Source organism: Gemmatimonadota bacterium (assembly GCA_026706345.1).
Lineage (GTDB): Bacteria > JAAXHH01 > JAAXHH01 > JAAXHH01 > JAAXHH01 > JAAXHH01.
In genome coordinates this window covers 3,422-25,158 of the sequence record JAPOYX010000124.1, presented here as the reverse complement: position 1 = coordinate 25,158, position 21,737 = coordinate 3,422, and the positions used below count along the sequence as shown (strand labels likewise).

Sequence of the window (21,737 nt, the reverse complement as noted above, 5' to 3'; positions counted from 1 at the left end):
GCTTCGATCCGCGTGGGACCGGTCACCGGCCTGATTTCCACGGCGATACCGACCTCCGCGAGATCCTGCTGCACCGCTTGTCCGATCTTGGCATCTATACCGCTCTGGGACGTAATCATGAGCTCGGTACTGAATCCCTCCGGGTATCCGGCCTCCGCAAGCAATTTCCTCGCTTTTTCCGGGTCGTAGCCGTATCCAACGAGTTGTTCGTCGAATCCCGGCATGCCGGGCGGGAGCACGCCACGGGCGAGTATGCCCCGGTCGCTGATCAGCCGCACGATACGCTCGCGGTCGATGGCGTGGTTGACCGCCCTGCGCACGTTCACCCGGTCGAACGGCGGCAACTCGGTGTTCATGGACAGGTACTGGATGGCGTTCAACGGCTGGTGAGCGACCCGCTTGCTGAGCACGGGATCGTTCATTACCCGGATGAAGTCCGCGTCCGGTATCCCCGTCGACGTTACACTCGCGATATCCAGTTCGCCGCGTTCGAACATCATCATGTGCAGGGTTTCGTCCCCTCCCACCATCAACTCGATGGCCTCCAGCCGGACATCGTCCGCCCGGTAATACCCCGGATTCTTCTCCAGCCTCAACCCCGTGCCCCGTTGCCAGTGCGCCAGCGTAAAGGGCCCGGCTCCCACCGGATAACGGCCGAAATTATCCCCGTGCCGCTCTACTTCCTCGCGGGGAACGGCATAGGCGAAAGGCATGGCGATACAGTAGAGGAAGGGCAGGTCGGGATGGGCCAGTTCGATCTCGAGCGTCTCCGAGTCGGGGGTACGCAGGCCGGAGACCCGATCGGACGAACCGTTCTGAAACGCCCGTGCGCCGACGATGTTCCGATAGAATCCCTGCCCCGGGGACTTGGTGGCCGGGTCCAGAATCCGTTCGAGGGAATAGGCGAAATCTTCTGAGGTAATCGCCCGGCCGTTCGAGAACCGGATGTCCTGACGCAATTTGAACGTGAGGGTCCGTCCATCTTCGGAAACCGTCCATGAGCGCGCATGCCAGGGTACCAGGTTCAGGTCGTCGTCGTAGTCGATCAAACCGTGAAACAGGGTGCGCACGAGGGGCCAGGTCACCACGTCGTAGGCGATGGCGGGATCAAGCGAACGGGGATCCGACGGCACGGCGATGCGGAGTATGTTCTCTTCGGGATCAGGCCGCGCGGGCTGGCCGTCTCCGGAGCAGGAAACGGCAAGGAACAGGATCGCGAGACCTGCCGAGTAGATACGCCCATACAGGCATGTATATCGGCCCCTCCGGGTACCGTTCATCGTCCCTGCCCCTCCTTTACGTAGGGATCCAATACCTCCTGGAGGCCCTGGCCAAGCAGGTTGAATCCCACCACGGCCACAATGATGAACAGGCCCGGAGCCACGGTGAGGTGCGGAGAGACGATGAAATAGGGCTGTCCTTCCGCGATCATGGTGCCCCACGACGGCGCGGGCGGCGGCACGCCGACCCCGAGATAACTCAAACCGGCGTCGAGCAATACCGTGTTCGCCGTGGCCAGGGATCCGAGCACGATGATCAGGGGCAAGACATTGGGAAGAAGATGCCGGACCATGATGCGGACGTCCGAACAGCCTACGGCCCGGGATGACGTGACAAACTCCCGGGTCTTCAGGATCAGAACCTGGCCCCGAATGGTCCGGGCGATCCAGGTCCAGCTGACGAGCCCGATGACGAGGAACACACTGAACAGTCCGCGTTTCAGCGTGATATCCAGTACGTGCCAGTCGAGGGATTCGGGGTGAAGATGGATCACGCGTCCGTCCATCAGTCCGGCAAAGGCGATGGCCAGAAGCAGTCCGGGGATCGTCAGCATGACGTCGGTCCCGCGCATGAGCAGGGTATTGACCCAGCCGCCATGGTATCCTGCGAGCATGCCCACGGTCACCCCGACGCAAACGGCGATGAGCATGGCCACGATGCCGACGAGCAGGGAGATGCGGGTGCCGTGCACCAAGCGGGCCAGCATATCCCGTCCGAGATGGTCCGTGCCGAGCAGAAACCGGTCGCCGGGCGGGATGGGCAACCCGTCGGCATCAAGGCCGTCGGCCAACTGTTGCATGGGGTCTTGCAGATAACCCAGCGCGGTGAGGGCCGGTGCAGCCAGGGCCAAGATCACGAGGAAAAGGACCAGGCCGCCGCCCGCGCAGACCATGCGGTGCCTCAGCATGCGCCGCAAGAAGGGCAGAGACGCCGGGGTGGCCTGTTCCGATTCGACGCCGGCAGCGGATGGGGAAATGACGGTCATAGTATCGTGTCGTCCTTAGAAACGCACCCGTGCGCACAAACATAGTCCCGAATCGATCAGGCCGCGGGGTATTCCAGGCAGATGCCGCTCCGCGACCGCGACGAATCGCCGATCGCACGGAGAAGCTCATGATAGAAATGCCGTTCGGCGGCGGTCAGGGTGACCAGGGCCTCATTCCCCCACAGATCGGCCAGACGGCGCCGGGTCGGCCTCGTCAACATGCGATAGTCCGATTTCCCGTACATGCCCGGCTGATTGAGCAGGGGATCGTCCGCCAGCGTACCACCCGTTCCGACCAAAAACAAGTCGTCCTGCAGCCTGGACCCGTTGGGCGCCACCAGCAGATGACCGGTGGAACTGCGGTCCGTCTTCAGCGTAATGCTCACGTGCAGACGAGGCGCGGTACCCGCCGCGGCTACGTACACGCGGCACAGGGGGGAATCCAGCAGCGCCGCGGCCTTGCGGCATGACTGGAAGACACACCACCATTTCTGCCACTTTCCACCCTCCGGCGAGGTGATCAGACGAAGATACACCGGTTCCCCGAAATCGGCGTGGCGGCTCGCTTCCAGCATCGCCGGGAATCCGGGATCGGCCCGGTGAATGTCCGTGATGGGTATTCCGGGTTCACGGCTCCGGAAGGGCAGCGGACCGGCTGATCGCACGTCGACACCGTTTTCCAAAAGGTTCGCCGCATCTGCGGCCATGTCCCGGTAGGGCGAGAGAAAAAGGGCTTGGCGGGGCAGGTAGGCGCGAAGGGCGTCCCGTGCCGTCTCCAGGCTCCGAACCGCACCATTTCCCCCGCCCGGAGCACCGCCTTTCGAACCCCCGTTCGGCAGGGCGAATACCACCCCGTCCCGCCTTTCGATATCCTCCCGATAGAGTTCAGAGTCCTGGCGGCTGCCGATAACCAGTCCCTCAATACGTTTCACGCCGCCTCCTCGCCGCGTAGGGGCAGACGGACGGGACGGTCTCGTACGATGGATTCGTACACTGCCAGCAGGACTTCCATGTGGTCCCGCGCGTCTCGAACGGTGAAACGCGTTCCCGCGCCGGTGTCCAGCGCGTGAACCAGGTCATCCAGGGCGGCGCGGGTGAATTCCAGCCCCGTGGAGGTTAAAAGCGTCGGTGGACCGCTGTGCCACTGCATGGGGTCCTCGGAGTCGATGCTGTAATCGCCGTCCACGATGCGGTTTCTGAGATGGGAATCGATGCCGGGACGCTTACCGTCGATCCTACCCGTGCCCTTCGTGCCGAACAGAAAAGCCTGGTTCGGTCCCCCGGCGCCATGAGACGCGATGCCGTTCCGCCCGGCGGAAATAGTGGCCACCCGGCCCGACCGGTCCACGAGGGACAGCGTCCCGAAGTCGTCCGCGCCGTGTGCGGCGTGTTCCGGGAAGAAGTAGGCACCGCCCTGGCCGTACACTTCGACGATGGGATCGAAGCACTGCTGCACCAGCGCCACGGCATAGGCGCCGACCGTGAGGATCTCGCGCTTGATGTCGGGAAACTTCCAGCGTCCCGGTGGCAGAAAACCGGGTTTTCGCTTCTCATCCGATATGGGCCTGGGTATCCCTTTGCCAAAGAGAATGTCAACATGCATCGCCGTCAATTCACCCAGGAATCCCGAGTCAATCATCCTTTTGATTTGGTTGACAAGATCGTTGTAAACATAACTGGGAATGATGGTTGTGACATCCGATCTGCTTACGGAGTCGACCACGGCGCGACACTCCGGCATATCGGCACCGATGAACTTGTCGATCCACAGATGCTTGCCCGCGCCGGCCGCGAGCATGGCGATATCGGCACGACGTTCGATCTCGTGACCGATGCTCACGATGTCGACGTCGTCCCGCTGAACGGCCGCCTCGACACCTTCGAAAAAAGGTACCTCCAACTGCTCGGCCCAGGTCCGATTCAGCGGCTTGAGATAGGGATCGATATCCGCGTCGTCCGCGACCCCGACAATGCGGATGCGGGGATGTTCCACGAAGGCGGGAACGAAACTGCTCTGATGGCTGTGCTTGCTGAAGCTGACCAGCAGTACACCATACGAACGGTCGGCCATGAAAACTCCGTTTCAACTGTGGAGGATGCGAACATGGAAGATAAAACGCCCCATTCCGGGTGACAACATAAACAGGGCGCCAGGCGTGTAGCGGTGGAGACTTTCGCCTTGTATGCTCCATGAACCGCAGTAGATTAAACCTGAACTGACTCATCGATGTTTCCAACACATCAACCTCACGTCGACAGCGAAAGAGGTACGCCATGGATGCCGTCCTGCGTGCGATATCCGATTTCATGTGGGGACCCTGGACGATCGGTGTCCTCGCCGTCCTGGGACTCATGCTCACCGTGGCCAGCAGAGGGGTCCAGTTCCGAAAGTTCGGCACGGCCGTCGGCCTCGTCATGCGGGGCGCCCTGCGGCGGGACAAGGGCGAACAGGAGTCCGGAGACATTTCGCCTTTCCAGGCGCTGACCACCGCCATGGCGGCGACAATCGGCAACGGGAATATCGCGGGCGTGGCGACGGCCATCGCGGTCGGCGGCCCGGGCGCGGCCTTCTGGATGGCGGCCATGGCGCCCCTGGGCATGGCGACGAAGTACGCGGAAACCGTGCTGGCCCTACGGTACCGGGGCAAGACCCGGGACGGCCTCATGCTCGGCGGCCCCATGTCCTATCTGAAGGAAGGGCTGAACCTGCCCACCATCGGCGCGATTTTTGCCCTCTGCGCCACGCTGGGCGGCCTGGGCGGGGGAAACATTGGCCAGGCGAACTCCATCGCCTTGGTGCTGGACACCCAGTTCAACGTGGCCACCTGGATCACCGGAGGCCTGCTGGCGCTCATACTGGCCGTGGTCATCATCGGCGGGATCAAGCGCATCGGCCTGGTCGCGGAAAGGCTCGTGCCCACGATGGTGATCGTCTACGCCGCCAGCGTGATCTACGTCGTAATCACCCATTTCAGCGCGCTGCCGGCGACCCTCTGGCTGATCGTGGAAAGCGCCTTCACTCCGGTCGCGGCCATCGGGGGATTCGCCGGGGCCACGGTGTCCCGGACGATTCAGTACGGCATCCGCCGCGGCGTCATTTCCAGCGAGGCCGGCCTCGGAAGCGCGGGGATCGCCCACAGCGCCGCGCAGACGAACAACCCTGTGCGGCAGGGGTACATATCGATGATCGGGGTATTCATAGACACGATCGTGGTGTGCTCCATGACCGCGGTAACCGTGGTTATCGCCGGCGTGTGGCACAATGGTGAAATCAGTACCGCCCTCGTGGCTTCCGCGCTCAACACCACCATTCCCTTCGGCGGAGCCATCGTCGCGCTCTGCTCCCTGATGTTCGGATTCACGACGATGGTCACCTGGTCCTACTATGCCGAGCAGGGCCTGCGGTTCGTGACGGACTCCCGGGGCGTCGTGCTGGGCATCCGGATCACTTGGTGCGCGGCCGCCTTTTTCGGGGCCGTGTACGAGGCCCGGATCATCTGGGACCTAGGCGATATCATGGTCGCCTGCATGATGTTTCCCAATCTCGTCGGCCTGATCGGTCTGACCCGCGAAATCCGCGTGATATCCGGACCGGCGCAGGCTTCCGACGCTGCTTGACGAGGACGCGTTTAACAGGTATATTACCGGCGGGTTGGATCGGTGTAAAAAAAACCGAACCATTTTCCGTTCCGGGGCCTCTTTATATAGTAGACGGCGCTACCCGCACTTCACGGACAATCGAGCCCCAAACGCAGGATACCCGAAATGGCGCATACGGCGGACGGACTCATCATCGAAAGCGTGCTGAACGGCTGCCCGGACGATTTCGAAAAGCTGGTTAAACGGTATGACCGGGAGATCAAACGTATCGTAGGATCCATGGTCAGGAACCGCCAGGATGAGCAGGATATCGTACAGGATATCTGGCTCTCCGTGTACCAGCGGCTGTCGTCCCTGCGCGACCCGGAGCGGTTTCCGCAGTGGCTGCACGCCATTGCGCGTAACCGATGCCTCGCCCACGTTGGCGACCGGAAGAACCAGGAAACGGTCTGGCCGGAAGTCCGGCCGGAGGAAAGCGCCTGGCCGGGCGACGAGCACCTCAAACGGGCAAACAGCCGCCGGGTGCGGAAAGCGGTGAAGACGCTCTCGCAGGCGCTCAGGCGGACCGTGGCCATGTACTATTTCACCGGGTATACCTGTGACGAGGTCAGCATGCGAATGAACGTTCCCGTGGGCACCGTGAAACGCAGGTTGTCGGAAGCGCGAAGCAAGCTGCGGAGCATGTTCAGGGACTGGTCCCAGTCCCCCGCAGAGGGCGGCCTGGATCTACGCCACCTGATCGTCGCCGCGCCGCTGTGCACCGGCTTCTAAAGTCTACTCCAACCCCCTGGAACGAACCGAGGTCTTCAACCAGATATGTCCCGACCGCCGCAGGACCGGAATCAACCCCCGCCCCAAAGCGAAAGACAACCCCCGCCCCGAAACGAACGGCAGCCTCAGCCCGACAAGACGAAGAAGAACCGTTCGATCCTCATCTGGCTCGTCCTCTTCCTGTTTTTTCTTATGGCGGCCCAGCTCCTTCCCAGGCGGGGAGATAACGCTGTTACCGTGTCGTACACGCAGTTCCAGCAGTTTCTTGAATCCGACAACATCGAGCAGGTCACCATTACCGAGAAGCTGATCACGGGCACGCTGCGTCAGAACTTGTCCACGAATGTCGAGGGCACGAACCAGAGCGTTCGCGAATTCAAGGTATACATCCCCTTCGACGACCCGGAACTGGTGGCCGATCTCATGGCCAGGAACGTCATGGTTACGGCCGAACCGGAGGCCACCAACTGGGTGGGTTACCTCATCGCCGCCCTCCCCTGGCTGCTGCTGATCGGGTTCTGGATATTCATCCTGCGCCAGATGCAGTCGGGCCAGCGCGGCATGTTCTCCTTCGGCAAGAGCCGGGCCAAGATGATCGTGGAAGACCGGCCTTCCATCACCTTCGCCGACGTGGCCGGCGTGCTCGAAGCCAAGCGCGACCTGCAGGAGATCGTGGAATTCCTGAAGAATCCGGACAAGTTCCACGCCCTGGGGGGCCGCATACCGAAGGGGGCCCTGCTGCTGGGCCCGCCGGGCACGGGGAAGACCCTGCTCGCCAAGGCCGTCGCCGGTGAGGCGGGCGTGCCCTTCTTCAGCATGAGCGGCTCGGACTTCGTGGAGATGTTCGTCGGAGTCGGCGCTTCCCGCGTGCGCGATCTATTCGAACAGGCCCGCCAGAACGCTCCGTGTATCATCTTCATCGATGAAATCGACGCCATCGGCCGTCACCGGGGCGCCGGACTCGGCGGCGGGCACGACGAGCGGGAGCAGACCCTGAACCAGTTGCTGGTCGGGCTGGACGGCTTCGAGAAAACCGACTCCATCATCGTGATCGGCGCGACGAACCGTCCGGACGTGCTCGATCCCGCGCTACTTCGCCCCGGCCGCTTCGACCGGCATATCGTCGTGGACCGGCCCGACGTGGTGGGACGGGAGAAGATCCTGGAGATCCACGTAAAGAGTCGCAATATCCCCCTCGACGATTCGGTGAAACTCGACGTACTGGCCAGGGGCGTGCCCGGCATGGTCGGCGCGGACCTGGCCAACATGGTGAACGAGGCCGCGCTCATCGCGGCAAGATACGACCACGCCACCGTGACGAACGACGACTTCGAGGAAGCAAAAGAAAAAATCATGATGGGCTCGAAGCGCCAACTCGTGATCAGCGACAAGGAACGGGAGATCGTGGCCTACCACGAGGCCGGCCACGCCCTCGCCTTCGAACTCATCGAAGAAATCGATCCGCTGCACAAGGTGTCGATCCTGCCGCAGGGCCGGGGCCTGGGTGTTACCATCCCGCTGCCGGAAGAGCGCTACCTCCAGTCCCGGTCGTATTGCCTGGGCACCATGGCCGCGGCGCTGGGTGGCCGGGCGGCCGAGCAGATTGTCTTCGGCGAGGTCACTTCCGGCGCGCAGAACGACATCGAGCAGGTCACCCGCATCGCCCGGCACATGGTATGCGACTGGGGGATGAGCGAGGAACTGGGCGCCACGGCCCTGGGCGAGAAGGAACACGAGGTCTTCCTCGGCCGGGACATCGCAAGCCAGGCGAACTATAGCGAGACGACCGCCCACAGCATCGACCAGGAGATCCAGCGTTTTGTGACTGAGGCCGGCGAACGCGTGGACAAGCTGCTCAGGGACTACGAGCCGCAGTTGCACGCGGTGTCAAAAGCCCTGCTGGAACGCGATTCCCTCACCCGGGACGAGGTGGCCGAGCTTGTCTACGGCAAGACCCTGCCTCCAAAGGAGGATGGGGACACCGGATCGAGGGAAGTCGCGCAAGATCGCCCGGGTGACACGGAGTCGCCGCATAAGGAAGTCGCACAGGATGATGGCCCGGGCGACACGGAGTCGCCGCATGCGAAAGAAGCGACTGCTGAAACGCAGTCTAAGGATGGCAACGGCGTCGCAGCGGTGGACGGGTCGGGTGAGGAACCGGTAACGGCACCCGGAGTCGATGAAACCGTGGAATCGTCGAAGGGGCGTTGAACTCAACGTACCGAATGCTAACGTAAGATCGTAAATCGGGGGCGAGAGTAGCATCTCACGTCCCCGATTTCATATTGAGTGAAAATGACTTCGGATAGGAAATCACATCGCGGGGCCTTGCACACCGTCGAACGCATCGGCGATACTATACGCCGTCCTGTTAATCGATGGACACCCGCGGTGCACGAACTGCTAAAGTATCTTGAAGACAAAGGTTTTCAATGCGTTCCTCGGTTACTTGGGGTAGACGACGAATATGAGACACTATCCTATATTGAAGGAGAAGCCGGAACCAGGCCATGGCCTGAAGTACTAAGGACTGACGATGGTATTGTACAGATAGCTGGATTTCTGAAGTCCTACCATCGCATAGTGAAAGACTACATCCCATCCCGAACAGCCGAGTGGTGTGTCCCGGACCTGCGATGGCAACCCGGGCTGACAATACGCCACGGTGATCTTGGCCCCTGGAATACCGTCTGGCTTGATGATGTGCTACAAGGAGTTATTGACTGGGATTTTGCTGAACCTGGCGAGACCATTACGGATGTCGCACAGCTCGCCTGGCATACTGTACCACTGCGTGGCGACGGTTTCTGGCCGAAAGCCGGTTTCGAGGAACCACCTGTATTACAGAAACGACTGAACGTGCTATGCGAGGCATACGGCGAATTCAGCCCGGATGGCGTGATTCATGCCCTCCACGATCTTCAGAAAACGGAAATCTCGAGGATATCGATGTTGGGGAGATCGGGTGTCAAACCCTGGAGTACTTACCTTCGTCGGGGAGACCTGAAAGTTGCGTCGCGAGAAAGAGACTGGTTAAGGATGGAGTACAGAAACCTGGTATAAGACGAGCCTGCTGACCTGAACATTTCGGATAAAAAAGCCCAGCGGAGATCGCACCGCTGGGCTCTTGTTTTTAACCGGTCTGTGCTAACTGCAGGACTCAGCTGGACTTGGCCAAAACGTCCTTGAGGGTCTGGATGAATACCTCGGTTTCCGCTTCCGTACCGGCGGAGACCCTGATCCAGTTCCGGAATGCCTGCTGCCGGCGGGAACTGATCCAGACGTTGCGGGCGCGCATTTCCCGGACCACCTGCATCGCCGACCGCTTCAGGTCGGCCATCACGAAAGTGCCCTGGGACGGGAGGTACTCGATCCCCATCTCGTCGAAGGCCGCGTAGCAGCGCTTTTTGAAATCCCACACGGCTTCCCGGGATTTCTGGAGATGCTCGAGATCCCTGACCGAGGCCGCGCCGGCCACGGTGGCCAGGGCGTTTGGAGACTCCTGGTAGTACTTCCTCAATTCGTCCTGGACCTTCTGCGAGGCGACGCAGTAACCCAGTCTCACGGCCGCCAGCGCGTAGGCCTTGGAGAAGGTTCTCACGACGACCACGTTGTCGTATTTAACCGCCAGCGGGATGGCCGAGGGAATCGGGTCCTGCTCCGCGAAATGCAGATAGGCTTCGTCGATGACTACGATGGCCGAAGGGGGAAGCTTTTTGACGAATGCTTCGATTTCATCGGGCTGCAGTAGCGTGCCCGTGGGGTTGTTCGGGTTGGTTATGACCACCAGCGACGTCTTTTCGGACGCCAGGGAGGCCATGCCGTCGAGATCGTGGCGGTAGTCGGACGTCATCGGCGCCCTTATGATATTGACGTCGACGCCGAACATGTCGGTGTAATCGCCGGCAGAGCGGGAAATAGAGCCGTATCCGTACTCCGCTTCGATGACTTCTCCACCATCGCGGCTGAGATAGGCCAGGCAAAGCAGGTCGAGGATGAGACTGGAACCCGGCGTCAACATGAAGGGGCCGGGGGGCGGCCGGAAAAACGAGCGCCGCCTGGAATTGTCCGGTTCGGGCAGTTCCACCCCGTCGAAGGTCGACAGGGCCTGCATCAGATCGCTCAGGTCGGTACCGTAGCGGTTTACGCCGAACATCCGGTTGGCCATGGCTTCGATGGCCCGCGGCGACGGTCCCAGCGGGTTTTCATTCAGGCTCATGCGTACCAGGCCGGGCTGCACCCCGACGCCTCTTATGGCTTCGATGGTGGGCCTGCCGCCCGAGATGAGTTGCGTGGCCATGGCTATTCTGTCGGACATGGAAAGGGCGACGCCGGCCGTTCCGGCCACGAGCGCGCCTTTCATGAAGCCCCGGCGCGACCATGCCGCGGGAGAGCTTACTGACTCATGCATGTTTGACTCCTTGGATCTATCCAGCGCAACCGCTTGATCGGCTGAAAACCGGATGATGACTTGTCATGCAATCGTATGTCCTACAAACGAGCAACACGATCCCTTCAATATTACTGGACGCCGCGGTACGGGTAACACCTTGACAGACCTTCGATCCGGGCGTTACAATGACCCTGTATGCACGACCTTCTCCTCAATATATCACACCTGTCCGCCATAATCCCCACCGACGACGGTCCCGTCAGGGCCGTGCGCGACGTCTCGTTCAGGATCCGGCGGGGCAAAACGCTCGGCGTGGTCGGAGAAAGCGGCTGTGGAAAGAGCATGATGGGGCTCTCCCTCATGCGGCTTGTGCCGAAGCCGGGATACATCGAGGGCGAAATCGTGTACCACGACGGCGAAGACGGAACGACGGTGGACATACATGCGCTCGATTCCTCCGGCGACGCGATGAGGCGGATCCGGGGCCGCAAGATCTCCATGATCTTCCAGGAACCCATGACCGCCCTCAACCCGGTGTATACCGTGGGGAACCAGATCGGCGAAGCCCTGCGTCTCCATCACGCCCTGGACCGGCAGGCTGCGCGCTCCAGGGCGGTACACGCCTTGGGGGAGGTAGGCATTCCCGGACCTTCACAGCGGGTGGACGAGTATCCCCATGAGCTCTCCGGCGGCATGCGGCAGCGCGCCATGATCGCAATGGCCCTGTCGTGCGGCCCCGAGTTGCTGATCGCCGACGAGCCCACCACCGCACTGGACGTGACCATCCAGGCGCAGATTCTGGATCTGCTCAAGGAACTCAAAAGCAACCTGAACATGGCCATCGTGATGATCACCCACGACCTCGGCGTCATCGCCGATATGGCCGACGAAATCCTGATCATGTACGCGGGGCAGGTGGTTGAATCCGGGTCTCCGGAACGGATTTTCTACCAGGCCGCCCATCCCTATACCCGGGGGCTGCTCGATTCGGCGCCCCGGATCAATCGCGAGAAGGCGTCGCAGTTGTCCACGATTCCCGGGACGGTCCCATCTCCACTCGACCTGCCGGGAGGCTGCGCATTCGCACCTCGTTGCCGTTACGCCACGGATCAGTGTTCGCAGATACCCCCGGTGGACGAGACCGAACCCGGACACCACGTACGATGCTGGCACACAGACCGGGTTGCCGCGGATCAGGTAACGGCGAACCATTGACGGCCAGGCTGATCGGCAGCAGACGAGTTGGTATTCCTGGCGCTGAGAGCCGCCTTCGGTAAGGTAATCGGCTATGCCGGATCTCAACGGCTTCTTCCATACCGGATCTCAACGGCTTCTTCCATGTCAACCATACTCGATGTGAAAAACCTGAAGAAGTACTTCCCGGTGCGCAAGGGACTCTGGCGCCGCAAAATGGGCGACGTCCGGGCGGTGGACAGCGTCGATTTCCAGTGCGGAATCGGGGAAACGCTGGGGCTGGCGGGCGAGAGCGGGTGTGGAAAGACCACCCTGGGACGGTGTGTGCTGAAGACGGTGCCGCCCACGGCGGGGGACGTATTCTTCGGCCCGGAGAAAGTCAACCTCAGCCCCCTGGGCCGCCGTGAAATGCTTCCCTACCGGCAACGCATGCAGATGGTGTTCCAGGATCCGAATTCGTCGCTCAATCCCCGCATGACGGTAAGCGATATCGTGGGCGAACCCCTCCGGGTGAACGGGATAGCCCGTGGGTCCGAACTGCAGGATAGAGTGGCGGCACTGCTGGTCGACGTGGGTCTGAACGCCGGTGACATGCGCCGTTACCCCCATGCCTTCAGCGGAGGCCAACGCCAGCGAATCGGCATTGCCCGGGCCCTGTCCCTTCGGCCCGAACTGATCATCGCGGACGAGCCCGTTTCCGCCCTGGATGTCTCGGTGCAGTCCCAGATCCTGAATCTGCTGGCGTCTCTCAAGGACCGGCTGGGGCTGTCCTACATCTTCATCACCCACGATTTGAGCGTGCTGCAGCACATCAGCGACCGGGTGGCGATCATGTACCTGGGCAGAATCGTGGAAACGGGACCCTCCGTGCAGGTCTATCACAACCCGCTCCATCCCTACACGGAGGCTCTGATATCCGCAGTTCCCGTGGCCGATCCCGCGGTCCAGAAAAAACGGACGCGCATCGCCTTGCCAGGTGACGTACCCGACCCTGCTTCTCCGCCGAAGGGATGTCATTTTCACCCGAGGTGCCGGTATGCGACTGATCTGTGCCGGGAATCCGAACCGGAACTCAAGACCTATCCTGGAGGCGTCAGGGCAGCGTGCCATTACAGCGACACGCTGTCCCTCCAGGGCATTTGACCGATCAGGAAGGGTACGTAGAACTCACGCGGCTTCGATGGAGTCACCGATGAGACGAGGAAAGAAGGACATGCTGAAATACCTGCCTCTGGCGGTCTTGCCCGTGCTGCTGGCCTGCACCGGTGGCGGTGCCGGCGGCGACGGTGGACCCGCATCGGACATGCCGGTTGCCGCCTCTGAGGCCCGGACGTCGCTGGAAGCGCCCGAACTGGCCGCCCGGGTGGAGGCGGGCACCCTGCCTCCCCTCCACGAGCGGATCCCGGCCAACCCGCTCGTGGCCAGACACGATTATGAGGGGTACGACGGCCCGGGGGTCTACGGCGGGACCTGGCGCAAGTTCCACAACAACACCGATCTCGGCTCCTGGAAGATGATCGCCGGATACGCCCCGCTGATCCGGTGGAACCGGCTGACCACGGGCCTCGAGCCGGGCCTGGCGGAATCGTGGGCGTTCAACGAGGACGGCACGGAACTGACCCTCAAGCTGCGCGAGGGCGTCCGCTGGTCCGACGGCCATCCCTACACCTCGGCGTCCTTCCGCGCGTGGTACGACCTGTGCCTGGATGACCGCCACCGGTACCCGCCGCCCGTGTGGTGCCTCGTGGACGGCAAGCCCATGGTGGTCGAAACGCCCGACGACTACACCATCGCCATGAAGTTTGCCGGACCCAACTGGCTGGTGCCCCTGTGGCTGGCGACCGGGTTCTGGTGGAGCGAAGAGTACAACGTGCCGGAACACTACATGAAGCAGTTCCACCCGGACCACAACGACGGCGTGGACGATTTCGTCCTCTACGAGAAGCGCAGGCTGCCCCAGCGCAACCCGGACCAGCCTTCCCTCTGGCCGTGGACCATTTCCCGCATCGAAAAGGGCGGCTTCCGGGTGATCCTGGAGCGGAACCCGTATTACTATGTCGTGGACGACGACGGCCGGCAGCTCCCCTATATCGACCAGGTGGTCACCACCCTGGTTCCCGAGGCCCAGATCCGCGTCCTGCGGGTGCTGGCCGGCGAGGTGGACTGCCAGTTCCGCGATATGGAACTCCGGGACTTTTCCCTTTTCATGGAAGGACGGGATAAAGGGGAATACCGCGTCAAGCTGTGGGAGAGCGCTTCCGGAGCGGATCCGGCGATCAACCTGAACTGGTCGGATAACGACCCGGTCCTCCGCGGCCTGATTCGCGACCAGCGGTTCCGCAAGGCGCTCGCCGCGGCCATCGACCGCGAGAAATGCAACGCCGTCGCCTTCAAGGGCCTCGCGAAACCCCAGGCCGCCACCGTGAGCGAGGAGGGCTGGCATTTCCTGGATCCGGAAGGGGCGCGGTTGTTCGATCTGTGGAAGGCCACCGACGCGGACTACGACATTCCGAAGGCGAACCGGCTGCTGGACGAGATGGGGCTCACCCTCCGCGACGCCGAGGGATACCGGCTCCGTCCCGACGGCCAGCGATTGAGCCTCGTGCTGGATGCGCCCGCCGCGGCGCACATCGCCCACGAAAACGACGTCGCCCTGATCGTGGCCGAGGGCTGGCGGGAACTGGGGCTGGAGGTCATCGTATACACGCCGCCCGGAGCCGAACTCAAGCTGCGACGCGACCTCGGCGAGTTCACCGTCCATCTCCACGGCGAGGCGGAGATGGACCTTTTCACCTACCCCGACTGGGTGTTTCCCACGACCGGCAAGTACTGGCATCCCCAGGTGGGCAAGTGGTACGAATCAGGCGGGGAAAGGGGCGAAGCACCGGCGGGTGTCATGGTCGATCTGCTCGATCTCTACGACCGGATCAAGCACGAGCAGGACGAGGAAACCCGGCACCGCCTGGTGCAGGACGCCGTGCGGATCCATATCGAGCACGGGCCCTTTCACCTGGGCACCGTGGCCCGCACACCCAAGCCCGTCATCGTGAAGATCAACTTCCATAACGTACCCGACAGCGGCATTCTCGGCCCCTGGGCGATCGCCGGTCCGGCGACGAGTTTTCCCGAGCAGTTCTATATCGAATGATCAACTACGTTATCAAGCGCTGTCTCCTGGCCATCCCGACCCTCCTGGCCATTTCGATGATCGGCTTTGTCATCATCCAGCTGCCCGAGGGCGACTTCCTGGACCGCAAGATCCAGGAACTGGAGGAGATGTACGGCGATAGCAGCTCCATCGCGCGCATCGACGAACTGCGGGAACGATATGGCCTGGACCGGCCCATGTGGCGACAGTACGTGAGCTGGATCTCGGGGTTCGTCGTGGGCGATTTCGGCGAGTCCTTCGAATACGAGCAGGAAGTCAACCAGCTGATCTGGGACCGGCTCGCCTTCACCGTGCTCATCGCCCTGGGCGCCCTGCTGTTCACCTACGCCGTGGCGATCCCCATCGGCATCTACTCGGCCACCCACCAGTACCGCCTGTCCGACAACGTGCTGTCCTTCATCAGCTTCATCGGCATGTCCATGCCGGGATTCCTGGTGGCCCTCGCCCTCCTGGTCTTCGTGTTCGAGATCTACCGGATACCCCTGTTCGGACTCTTCTCGAGCGAGTACGAAGGCGCGCCATGGTCATGGGACAAGCTCGTCGACTTCCTGAAGCACCTCTGGATCCCGGTCATCGTGGTGGGCATCAACGGCACGGCCGGCCTGATGCGCATCATGCGGGGCAACCTCCTGGACGTCCTCGGTCAGCCTTTCGTCCAGACGGCCCGGGCCAAGGGCCTCAAGGAATCTGTCGTCGTCATCAAGCACGCGGCGCGCATCGCCATCAACCCGCTGATCACGATCCTGGGCATGAGCCTGCCGAACATCCTCTCAGGGGCCACGATCGTCGCGATCGTCCTGGGCCTGCCGACCGTGGGACCGCTGTTGCTGCGGGCCCTGGTCGCCGAAGACATCTATCTGGCCGGTACCCTGCTGATGATGTTCAGCCTGCTCCTGATCATCGGCAACATCCTGGCCGACATCGCGCTGGCCTGGGCGGATCCGAGGATAAGGTATGACTAACCGGGATTCGGGCTATCTCAGCTACCGGACGTTGATCTGGCGCAGGTTCCGGAAGAACCGGATGGGCATCGCGGCGGGGGCGATCCTGGGCCTGTTCTACTTCACGGCCCTGTTCGCCGGCCATTTTTCCCCGTACGACCACAACGAAATCCGGATCCAGGTCAGGTACCTGCCGCCCCAGGATCTGCATTTCGACTGGTCCGGCGGATTCTACGTGAACGGCCTGACTTCCACGCAGAACCCGGTAACGCTGGAACTGGAGTACGCGACGGACCCGTCCCGGCGGTACCCGGTCCGGTTCCTGTCACGGGACGGCGGCGGAGACTTCAGGCTGATCCATTCCGAGGGCCCCATGTACCTCCTCGGCACGGACCGCATGGGCCGCGACCTGCTCTCCCGCATGATCCACGGCGGACGCGTATCGCTTACCGTGGGGATCATCGGCGTGTTCCTCAGCCTGATCCTCGGGTCCGTCCTCGGAACGCTGTCCGGCTACTTCGGCGGCTGGATCGACCACGCCCTGCAGCGCGTCGTCGAGATCCTGGCCTCCTTTCCGCCGATCCCCCTCTGGATGGCCCTGGGCGCGGCGCTGCCGGCCGGATGGACGAGCATCGAGACCTACCTGGGCATCACGATCATCCTGTCCATCATCAGCTGGGGCGGCCTGGCCCGCGAAGTCCGGGGCAAGGTCCTCGTGTTCCGGGAACAGGACTACACCACGGCGGCGCGGTCGGCCGGCGCGGGGCACTGGTACATCATCTCCCGCCACCTGCTGCCCGGATGCTACAGCCACATCATCGTGGTGGCCACGCTGGCCATCCCGGGGATGATCCTGGGCGAAACGGCCCTGAGCTTCCTGGGCCTGGGCATCCGGCCTCCCATGACCAGCTGGGGCGTGCTCCTCGAAGAGGCGCAGCGCGTGACCGTTCTGCTGAACCATCCCTGGCTGCTCTTCCCCGCCGCGCCAGTGCTGGTCGTCGTCATCGCCTTCAACTTCCTGGGAGACGCGTTGCGCGACGCCGCGGATCCCTATTCGTGAAATATGTTGGCAGGGGAGAGGGTGTGGTATTAGTTGTAGTGATCCCAGGCAGTAGAGTAGTTTTGAATGAAACAGACGGGGCGTGTATGAGGTAGCGAAGGCGTGTATAATGAGTAGACATGACGTATATACAAAGTATCTACAATCGAGATAGGAGCACAGCATGAGTGAATCCACCAAAGTCGCCGTCGTCACCGGCGCGGGTTCCGGTATCGGCAAGGCCTGTTCCCTGGCGCTTTTGGACGCAGGCTACAGCGTGGTCCTCGCGGGCCGGCGGAAAGAGGCCCTGGAGTCGACCGTGGCCGATGCGGGCGATGCCGCGGACCGGTTGCTGGTCGTGCCGACGGACGTGGGGATCGCATCGCAGGTCGAGCACCTCTTCGCGGAAACGAAGGCGGCCCACGGCCGCCTGGACCTGCTGTTCAACAACGCCGGAACCGGGGCGCCCGCGGTGCTCCTCGAAGAGCTGACGGCCGAGCAGTGGCAGACCGTGGTGGACGTCAACCTGACGGGTTCCTTCCTCTGCACGAAGGAGGCTTTCAGGATCATGAAGGACCAGGATCCGCAGGGCGGCCGGATCATCAACAACGGGTCGGTCTCCGCCCATGTTCCCCGGCCGAACTCGGCGCCCTACACGGCCACCAAGCACGCCGTAACCGGCTTGACGCGTTCGACTTCCCTCGATGGTCGGAAGTACAACATCGCCTGCGGGCAGATCGATATCGGCAACGCGGCCACGGAGATGACCCAGCGCATGCAGGAGGGCATCCTGCAACCCACCGGCGACCTGCTGGCCGAGGCGAGGATGCACGTGAAGAACGTGGCCGACGCCGTGGTTTTCATGGCCGGACTGCCCCTCGACGCCAACGTACAATTCATCACGGTCATGGCCACCACCATGCCCTACATAGGACGGGGATAAATGTCGGTAACCAGAGCAAAGCCCGTCGAAATCACCGATGCGCAGAAGCAGCAGTACCAGGAGGAAGGATACTTCATTCTCGAGTCCGCCCTGGACGATGAACAGTTGGAATACATACGCGGCGAGTGCGACCGATTGCGGGTCGAGATGGAGGCCGATATGGCCCGGGACGCGGAGAAATCCCGGGGCATCACTCACAAGGGCAGCCGATACTTCATCTCGAACCGGCACCGCGACAATCCCAGCCTGCGGCCGTACATCTTCAGCGAGATCATGGCCGAGATCTGCATAAGCACCCTGGGCGATACCGCCTATCTCTTTCACGAGCAGTTCGTGGTCAAGGGGCCCGAAGTCGGCATGAAGTTTGGCTGGCACCAGGACTCGGGCTACGTGGGGTTCGACCACCGGCCCTACATGAGCTGCTGGGCCGCCCTCGACGACGTCTCCGACGAGAACGGCACGGTCTACATCCTGCCCTTTTCCCGCGCGGGCACGAGGCGCCGCCAGGATCACCGCATCGTGGACGAGACCAACGACAAGATCGGCTACTTCGGCGATGATCCGGGCGTGCCCGTGGTCGCGCCGGCCGGGAGCATCGCCGTATTCTCCAGCGTGTCCTTCCACCGCAGCAGCCCAAACACCTCCGACGGCTGGCGCCGCGTGTACCTGACCCAGTATTCCGCCGAACCGATCCTTACGGAGGACGGCACGCGGAACTGGAGTAACGCGGAACCCTTTCTCGTGGACGGCAAGCGGGTAACGGCCGAATAAAGGAGCTCAAACTTGACCACCATTACCGGTGTGAAGTGCATCCGGACGCGTTCGAACGGCACCTGGGGCATCGTCAAGATCACCACGAACCAGCCGGGACTCTACGGCATCGGGTCGGCGAGCGACCACTACCACCAGCGCGCCGTCGTCGAGGCCGTCGAGTCCATGCTGGCCCCGAAGCTCATCGGGCGGGACGTCAGCCGCATCGAGGACATCTGGCAAACCTTCTACACGAGCGGTTACTGGCGCAACGGCGCCATCACCAACACGGCCCTTTCAGGGATCGACATGGCCCTGTGGGACATCAAGGGCAAGGAAGCCGGCATGCCCGTCTACCAGCTCCTCGGCGGCGCCTGCCGGAGCGCCGTGCCCTGCTATGCCCACGCGGGGGGCGGCACACCCGAAGCCCTGCTGGAAGCGATTCATGGCTACCTCGAGGAGGGGTTTCCCGTGGTCCGGTGCCAGTTGGGCGGATACGGCGGCGGCGGATTCATCCCCTCGGAAGAAGCGCCACGGCCCGCCAACGCCTGGCCCGCCGACAAGGTTTTCGACGACGAGGCCTACATCGAAGCCATTCCGAACATGTTCGAGTACCTGCGCTCGAAACTCGGTTTCGGTCCGAAGCTGACCCACGACGTACACGAACATCTGCGCCCACAATCCGCGGTGGCCCTGTCCAAGCGCCTGGAACCCTACCGGCTGTTCTTCCTCGAGGACGTCCTTTCGCCCGAACAGGTGCAGTGGTACCGCCTCATCCGGGAGCAGTGCACGACGCCCCAGGCCATGGGCGAACTCTTCGTGAATCCCCACGAGTGGACGCCCCTCATCACCGAGCGCCTCATCGACTACGTCCGCGTGCGGGTATCCAAGGCGGGCGGCATCACGCCGTGCCGCAAGATCGCAAGCCTCTGCGAATCCTTCGGCATCAACACCGCCTGGCAGGAGGGGGGCGACAACGACCCGGTCAACCAGGCCGCGGCCGTTCACCTCGACATGTCGAGCTGGAGCTTCGGGATCCAGGAAGAAAACACCTTCAGCGAAGAGGAATACGCGGCGTTCCCCGGCGCTTGCGAGCTAAGGGAAGGCCACCTCTACACCAACGACAGTCCCGGACTGGGGTTGGATATCGACGAGGATGCGGCGGCGAGGCTGCTGAACGCGGAGGACGCGGCGACGCCTCGCTACGCCGCGGAGGACCGCAGGGCGGATGGCAGTATCGTTCGGCCTTGACAGGAACTGACTCACAACCAGGCCAGTTTCATACGTGCAGTAGTCGAGGCTAGGGCTTCGTATCGGCGTTAACAGGCGGTTCGTCATTGTCGATGAATCGCTCCGCCGTGTTCCTCGTGGCCGGATTCGTCCTGAAATCGGCAATCCACGGCTCGCGGAAGTAGACCTGCTTCTCGCGCGGAAGGCCCGCGATGACTTCCGGCGGGGTCTTGAGCCGGTGCCAGTGCGTGGCCAGGTGGGAATAGGCGTTGAGGACGGTGACCCGCGGTTCGTCCCGGTTCCATACGGGACCGGCGTGACAGGTGTTCTCGGTGAAGAACACCGCGCTCCCCGCTGGACAAGCGTAGGTCATCAGGAATTCGCTCCGCTTGCCCTCCTCCAGCGACATGTGATCGGGATGCATGGGGAAGTTGGCCTTGTGGCTCCCCACCACGAAGTGCGTGCTCTGGTCTTCCATGCGTATATCCGTAAACTCGAAGATCACCCGGACCATGCCCGCGTAGATCTGTTCGCGCTGCACCCGGTAGCCGAAGATGGGATCGATCTGTTTGGGGCCACCCCCGTGCAGATCCCCGTGTGCCTCCCCCTTGTTGCGCCATACGCAAGAACAGTTCTCCAGGCGGAAATCCTTGCTGATGATCTCCTCGATCACGTCCACGACCGCGGGGTGGTCGATGAGCACGCTCGACGGTCCGCCCGGCACGTCACGATGTTCCGGCGGAAGCGATTCGGGGTCGTGCTTGATCAGGTAGATCTGCTCGCGGATGTCCTTGACTTCATCCGCGGTGAGTATGGCCGGCCGGACCAGAAACCCGGCCAGGTCGAATCGGAAGCGTTCTTCGTCGGTTAGGGACATGGGAACCTCATACGTACCATACACGGTATGTATAATGTGAGTTCGTTGGTCGGTATTCCACAATCAATCTCGATTTCTTCATTCGAAAGGAGAACACCAGGGTTGCTTTGAAATCGACTGAACAGTAAACTTCAAAAATTGCAGATTCTCGTATATTACATCATTCGAGAAACTACGAGCATGCTCCTGTGTAAAGAAACCTATTTCCTATGTAAATTACACTAGGAATATGGGAGGTCATATAGTCAGGACATACTGTAAGTTCGCTTTAGTCACATATGTCGAGATACAATGTATATGCGTATTTAACTAAATGGGATTTTGTTTAAAATTACAACTTATGGTGTAAAGTACCACATCCACCGGTTTTGCATAAGGAGTATCACATGGATCATACCTCAATAGTTCGGCCAGAGAATCTCGAAATGTACGCAGACCAGCGAGAAAGCCAGTCCGTTATACCAGAGCTTGTGTACTGGCTTGTAAGACAATCTGTCAACACTATACCGATGTGTCGCATACCGGATGGCAATATGGTAAGTCAACCAGGTTGGTACGCTAAAG

At 61.9% G+C, this 21,737-nt stretch carries 18 protein-coding genes; 12 read left to right on the top strand and 6 right to left on the bottom strand.

The window, feature by feature from the left end; genetic code table 11:
* The 4 genes from OXG98_08195 to OXG98_08180 all read right to left on the bottom strand — a co-directional run.
* On the bottom strand, positions 1-1,280 hold a 1,280-nt coding region (locus tag OXG98_08195), incomplete at its 3' end, for an ABC transporter substrate-binding protein (protein MCY3771985.1).
* Positions 1,277-2,266 (bottom strand): ABC transporter permease, encoded by a 990-nt coding sequence (locus tag OXG98_08190; GenBank protein ID MCY3771984.1) that lies wholly within the window; start codon positions 2,264-2,266, stop codon positions 1,277-1,279. The genes OXG98_08195 and OXG98_08190, both read right to left, overlap by 4 nt.
* Before the next feature lie 56 nt (positions 2,267-2,322).
* The gene (locus OXG98_08185; GenBank protein ID MCY3771983.1) at positions 2,323-3,198 is read right to left on the bottom strand and encodes a hypothetical protein; all 876 of its coding nucleotides are present in this window, start codon (positions 3,196-3,198) and stop codon (positions 2,323-2,325) included.
* Positions 3,195-4,337 (bottom strand): Gfo/Idh/MocA family oxidoreductase, encoded by a 1,143-nt coding sequence (locus OXG98_08180; protein MCY3771982.1) that lies wholly within the window; start codon positions 4,335-4,337, stop codon positions 3,195-3,197. Before OXG98_08180 ends, OXG98_08185 begins: the two co-directional genes overlap by 4 nt.
* A gap of 203 nt (positions 4,338-4,540) precedes the next feature.
* On the opposite strand from OXG98_08180, the gene OXG98_08175 reads away from it, so the two are divergent.
* The 4 genes from OXG98_08175 (at position 4,541) to OXG98_08160 (ending at position 9,700) form a co-directional block, all read left to right on the top strand.
* Positions 4,541-5,884 carry a sodium:alanine symporter family protein gene (locus tag OXG98_08175; protein ID MCY3771981.1) on the top strand — a complete coding sequence of 448 codons (1,344 nt, stop codon included), beginning with the start codon at positions 4,541-4,543 and terminating at the stop codon, positions 5,882-5,884.
* Positions 5,885-6,031: 147 nt separating this feature from the next.
* The gene (locus OXG98_08170) at positions 6,032-6,637 is read left to right on the top strand and encodes a sigma-70 family RNA polymerase sigma factor (GenBank protein MCY3771980.1); all 606 of its coding nucleotides are present in this window, start codon (positions 6,032-6,034) and stop codon (positions 6,635-6,637) included.
* A gap of 45 nt (positions 6,638-6,682) precedes the next feature.
* The gene (gene ftsH, locus OXG98_08165) at positions 6,683-8,848 is read left to right on the top strand and encodes an ATP-dependent zinc metalloprotease FtsH (protein ID MCY3771979.1); all 2,166 of its coding nucleotides are present in this window, start codon (positions 6,683-6,685) and stop codon (positions 8,846-8,848) included.
* Positions 8,849-9,028: 180 nt separating this feature from the next.
* Positions 9,029-9,700, top strand: a complete 672-nt coding sequence (locus OXG98_08160; protein MCY3771978.1) for an aminoglycoside phosphotransferase family protein — start codon at positions 9,029-9,031, stop codon at positions 9,698-9,700.
* Between the two features lie 97 nt (positions 9,701-9,797).
* On the opposite strand, the gene OXG98_08155 is transcribed toward OXG98_08160, so the two are convergent.
* Positions 9,798-11,048: a histidinol-phosphate transaminase gene (locus OXG98_08155; protein MCY3771977.1), complete on the bottom strand. Its 1,251-nt coding sequence runs from the start codon at positions 11,046-11,048 to the stop codon at positions 9,798-9,800.
* A 177-nt stretch (positions 11,049-11,225) separates the two neighbouring features.
* Here OXG98_08155 and OXG98_08150 point away from each other — a divergent pair, with 177 nt between their 5' ends.
* The 8 genes from OXG98_08150 (at position 11,226) to OXG98_08115 (ending at position 20,317) form a co-directional block, all read left to right on the top strand.
* A complete protein-coding gene (locus OXG98_08150; GenBank protein ID MCY3771976.1) occupies positions 11,226-12,245 on the top strand; it encodes an ABC transporter ATP-binding protein in 1,020 nt (339 codons plus the stop codon).
* A 123-nt stretch (positions 12,246-12,368) separates the two neighbouring features.
* A complete protein-coding gene (locus tag OXG98_08145; protein MCY3771975.1) occupies positions 12,369-13,367 on the top strand; it encodes an ATP-binding cassette domain-containing protein in 999 nt (332 codons plus the stop codon).
* A 49-nt stretch (positions 13,368-13,416) separates the two neighbouring features.
* Complete coding sequence (locus tag OXG98_08140) at positions 13,417-15,372, top strand: ABC transporter substrate-binding protein (GenBank protein ID MCY3771974.1); 1,956 nt, start codon at positions 13,417-13,419, stop codon at positions 15,370-15,372.
* Positions 15,369-16,355 carry an ABC transporter permease gene (locus OXG98_08135; protein ID MCY3771973.1) on the top strand — a complete coding sequence of 329 codons (987 nt, stop codon included), beginning with the start codon at positions 15,369-15,371 and terminating at the stop codon, positions 16,353-16,355. The genes OXG98_08140 and OXG98_08135 overlap by 4 nt, the downstream gene beginning before the upstream one ends.
* A complete protein-coding gene (locus OXG98_08130) occupies positions 16,348-17,394 on the top strand; it encodes an ABC transporter permease (protein MCY3771972.1) in 1,047 nt (348 codons plus the stop codon). Before OXG98_08135 ends, OXG98_08130 begins: the two co-directional genes overlap by 8 nt.
* A gap of 163 nt (positions 17,395-17,557) precedes the next feature.
* On the top strand, positions 17,558-18,316 hold the full coding sequence (locus OXG98_08125) for an SDR family NAD(P)-dependent oxidoreductase (GenBank protein MCY3771971.1): 759 nt from the start codon (positions 17,558-17,560) through the stop codon (positions 18,314-18,316).
* Complete coding sequence (locus OXG98_08120; GenBank protein MCY3771970.1) at positions 18,317-19,087, top strand: phytanoyl-CoA dioxygenase family protein; 771 nt, start codon at positions 18,317-18,319, stop codon at positions 19,085-19,087.
* A 12-nt stretch (positions 19,088-19,099) separates the two neighbouring features.
* Positions 19,100-20,317 carry a mandelate racemase gene (locus OXG98_08115; GenBank protein ID MCY3771969.1) on the top strand — a complete coding sequence of 406 codons (1,218 nt, stop codon included), beginning with the start codon at positions 19,100-19,102 and terminating at the stop codon, positions 20,315-20,317.
* Between the two features lie 49 nt (positions 20,318-20,366).
* Here the strand turns inward: OXG98_08115 and OXG98_08110 are convergent, their stop codons facing one another.
* Entirely contained in the window at positions 20,367-21,173 is an 807-nt protein-coding gene (locus OXG98_08110) for a phytanoyl-CoA dioxygenase family protein (protein MCY3771968.1), read from the bottom strand.
* Positions 21,174-21,737 lie beyond the last annotated feature (564 nt).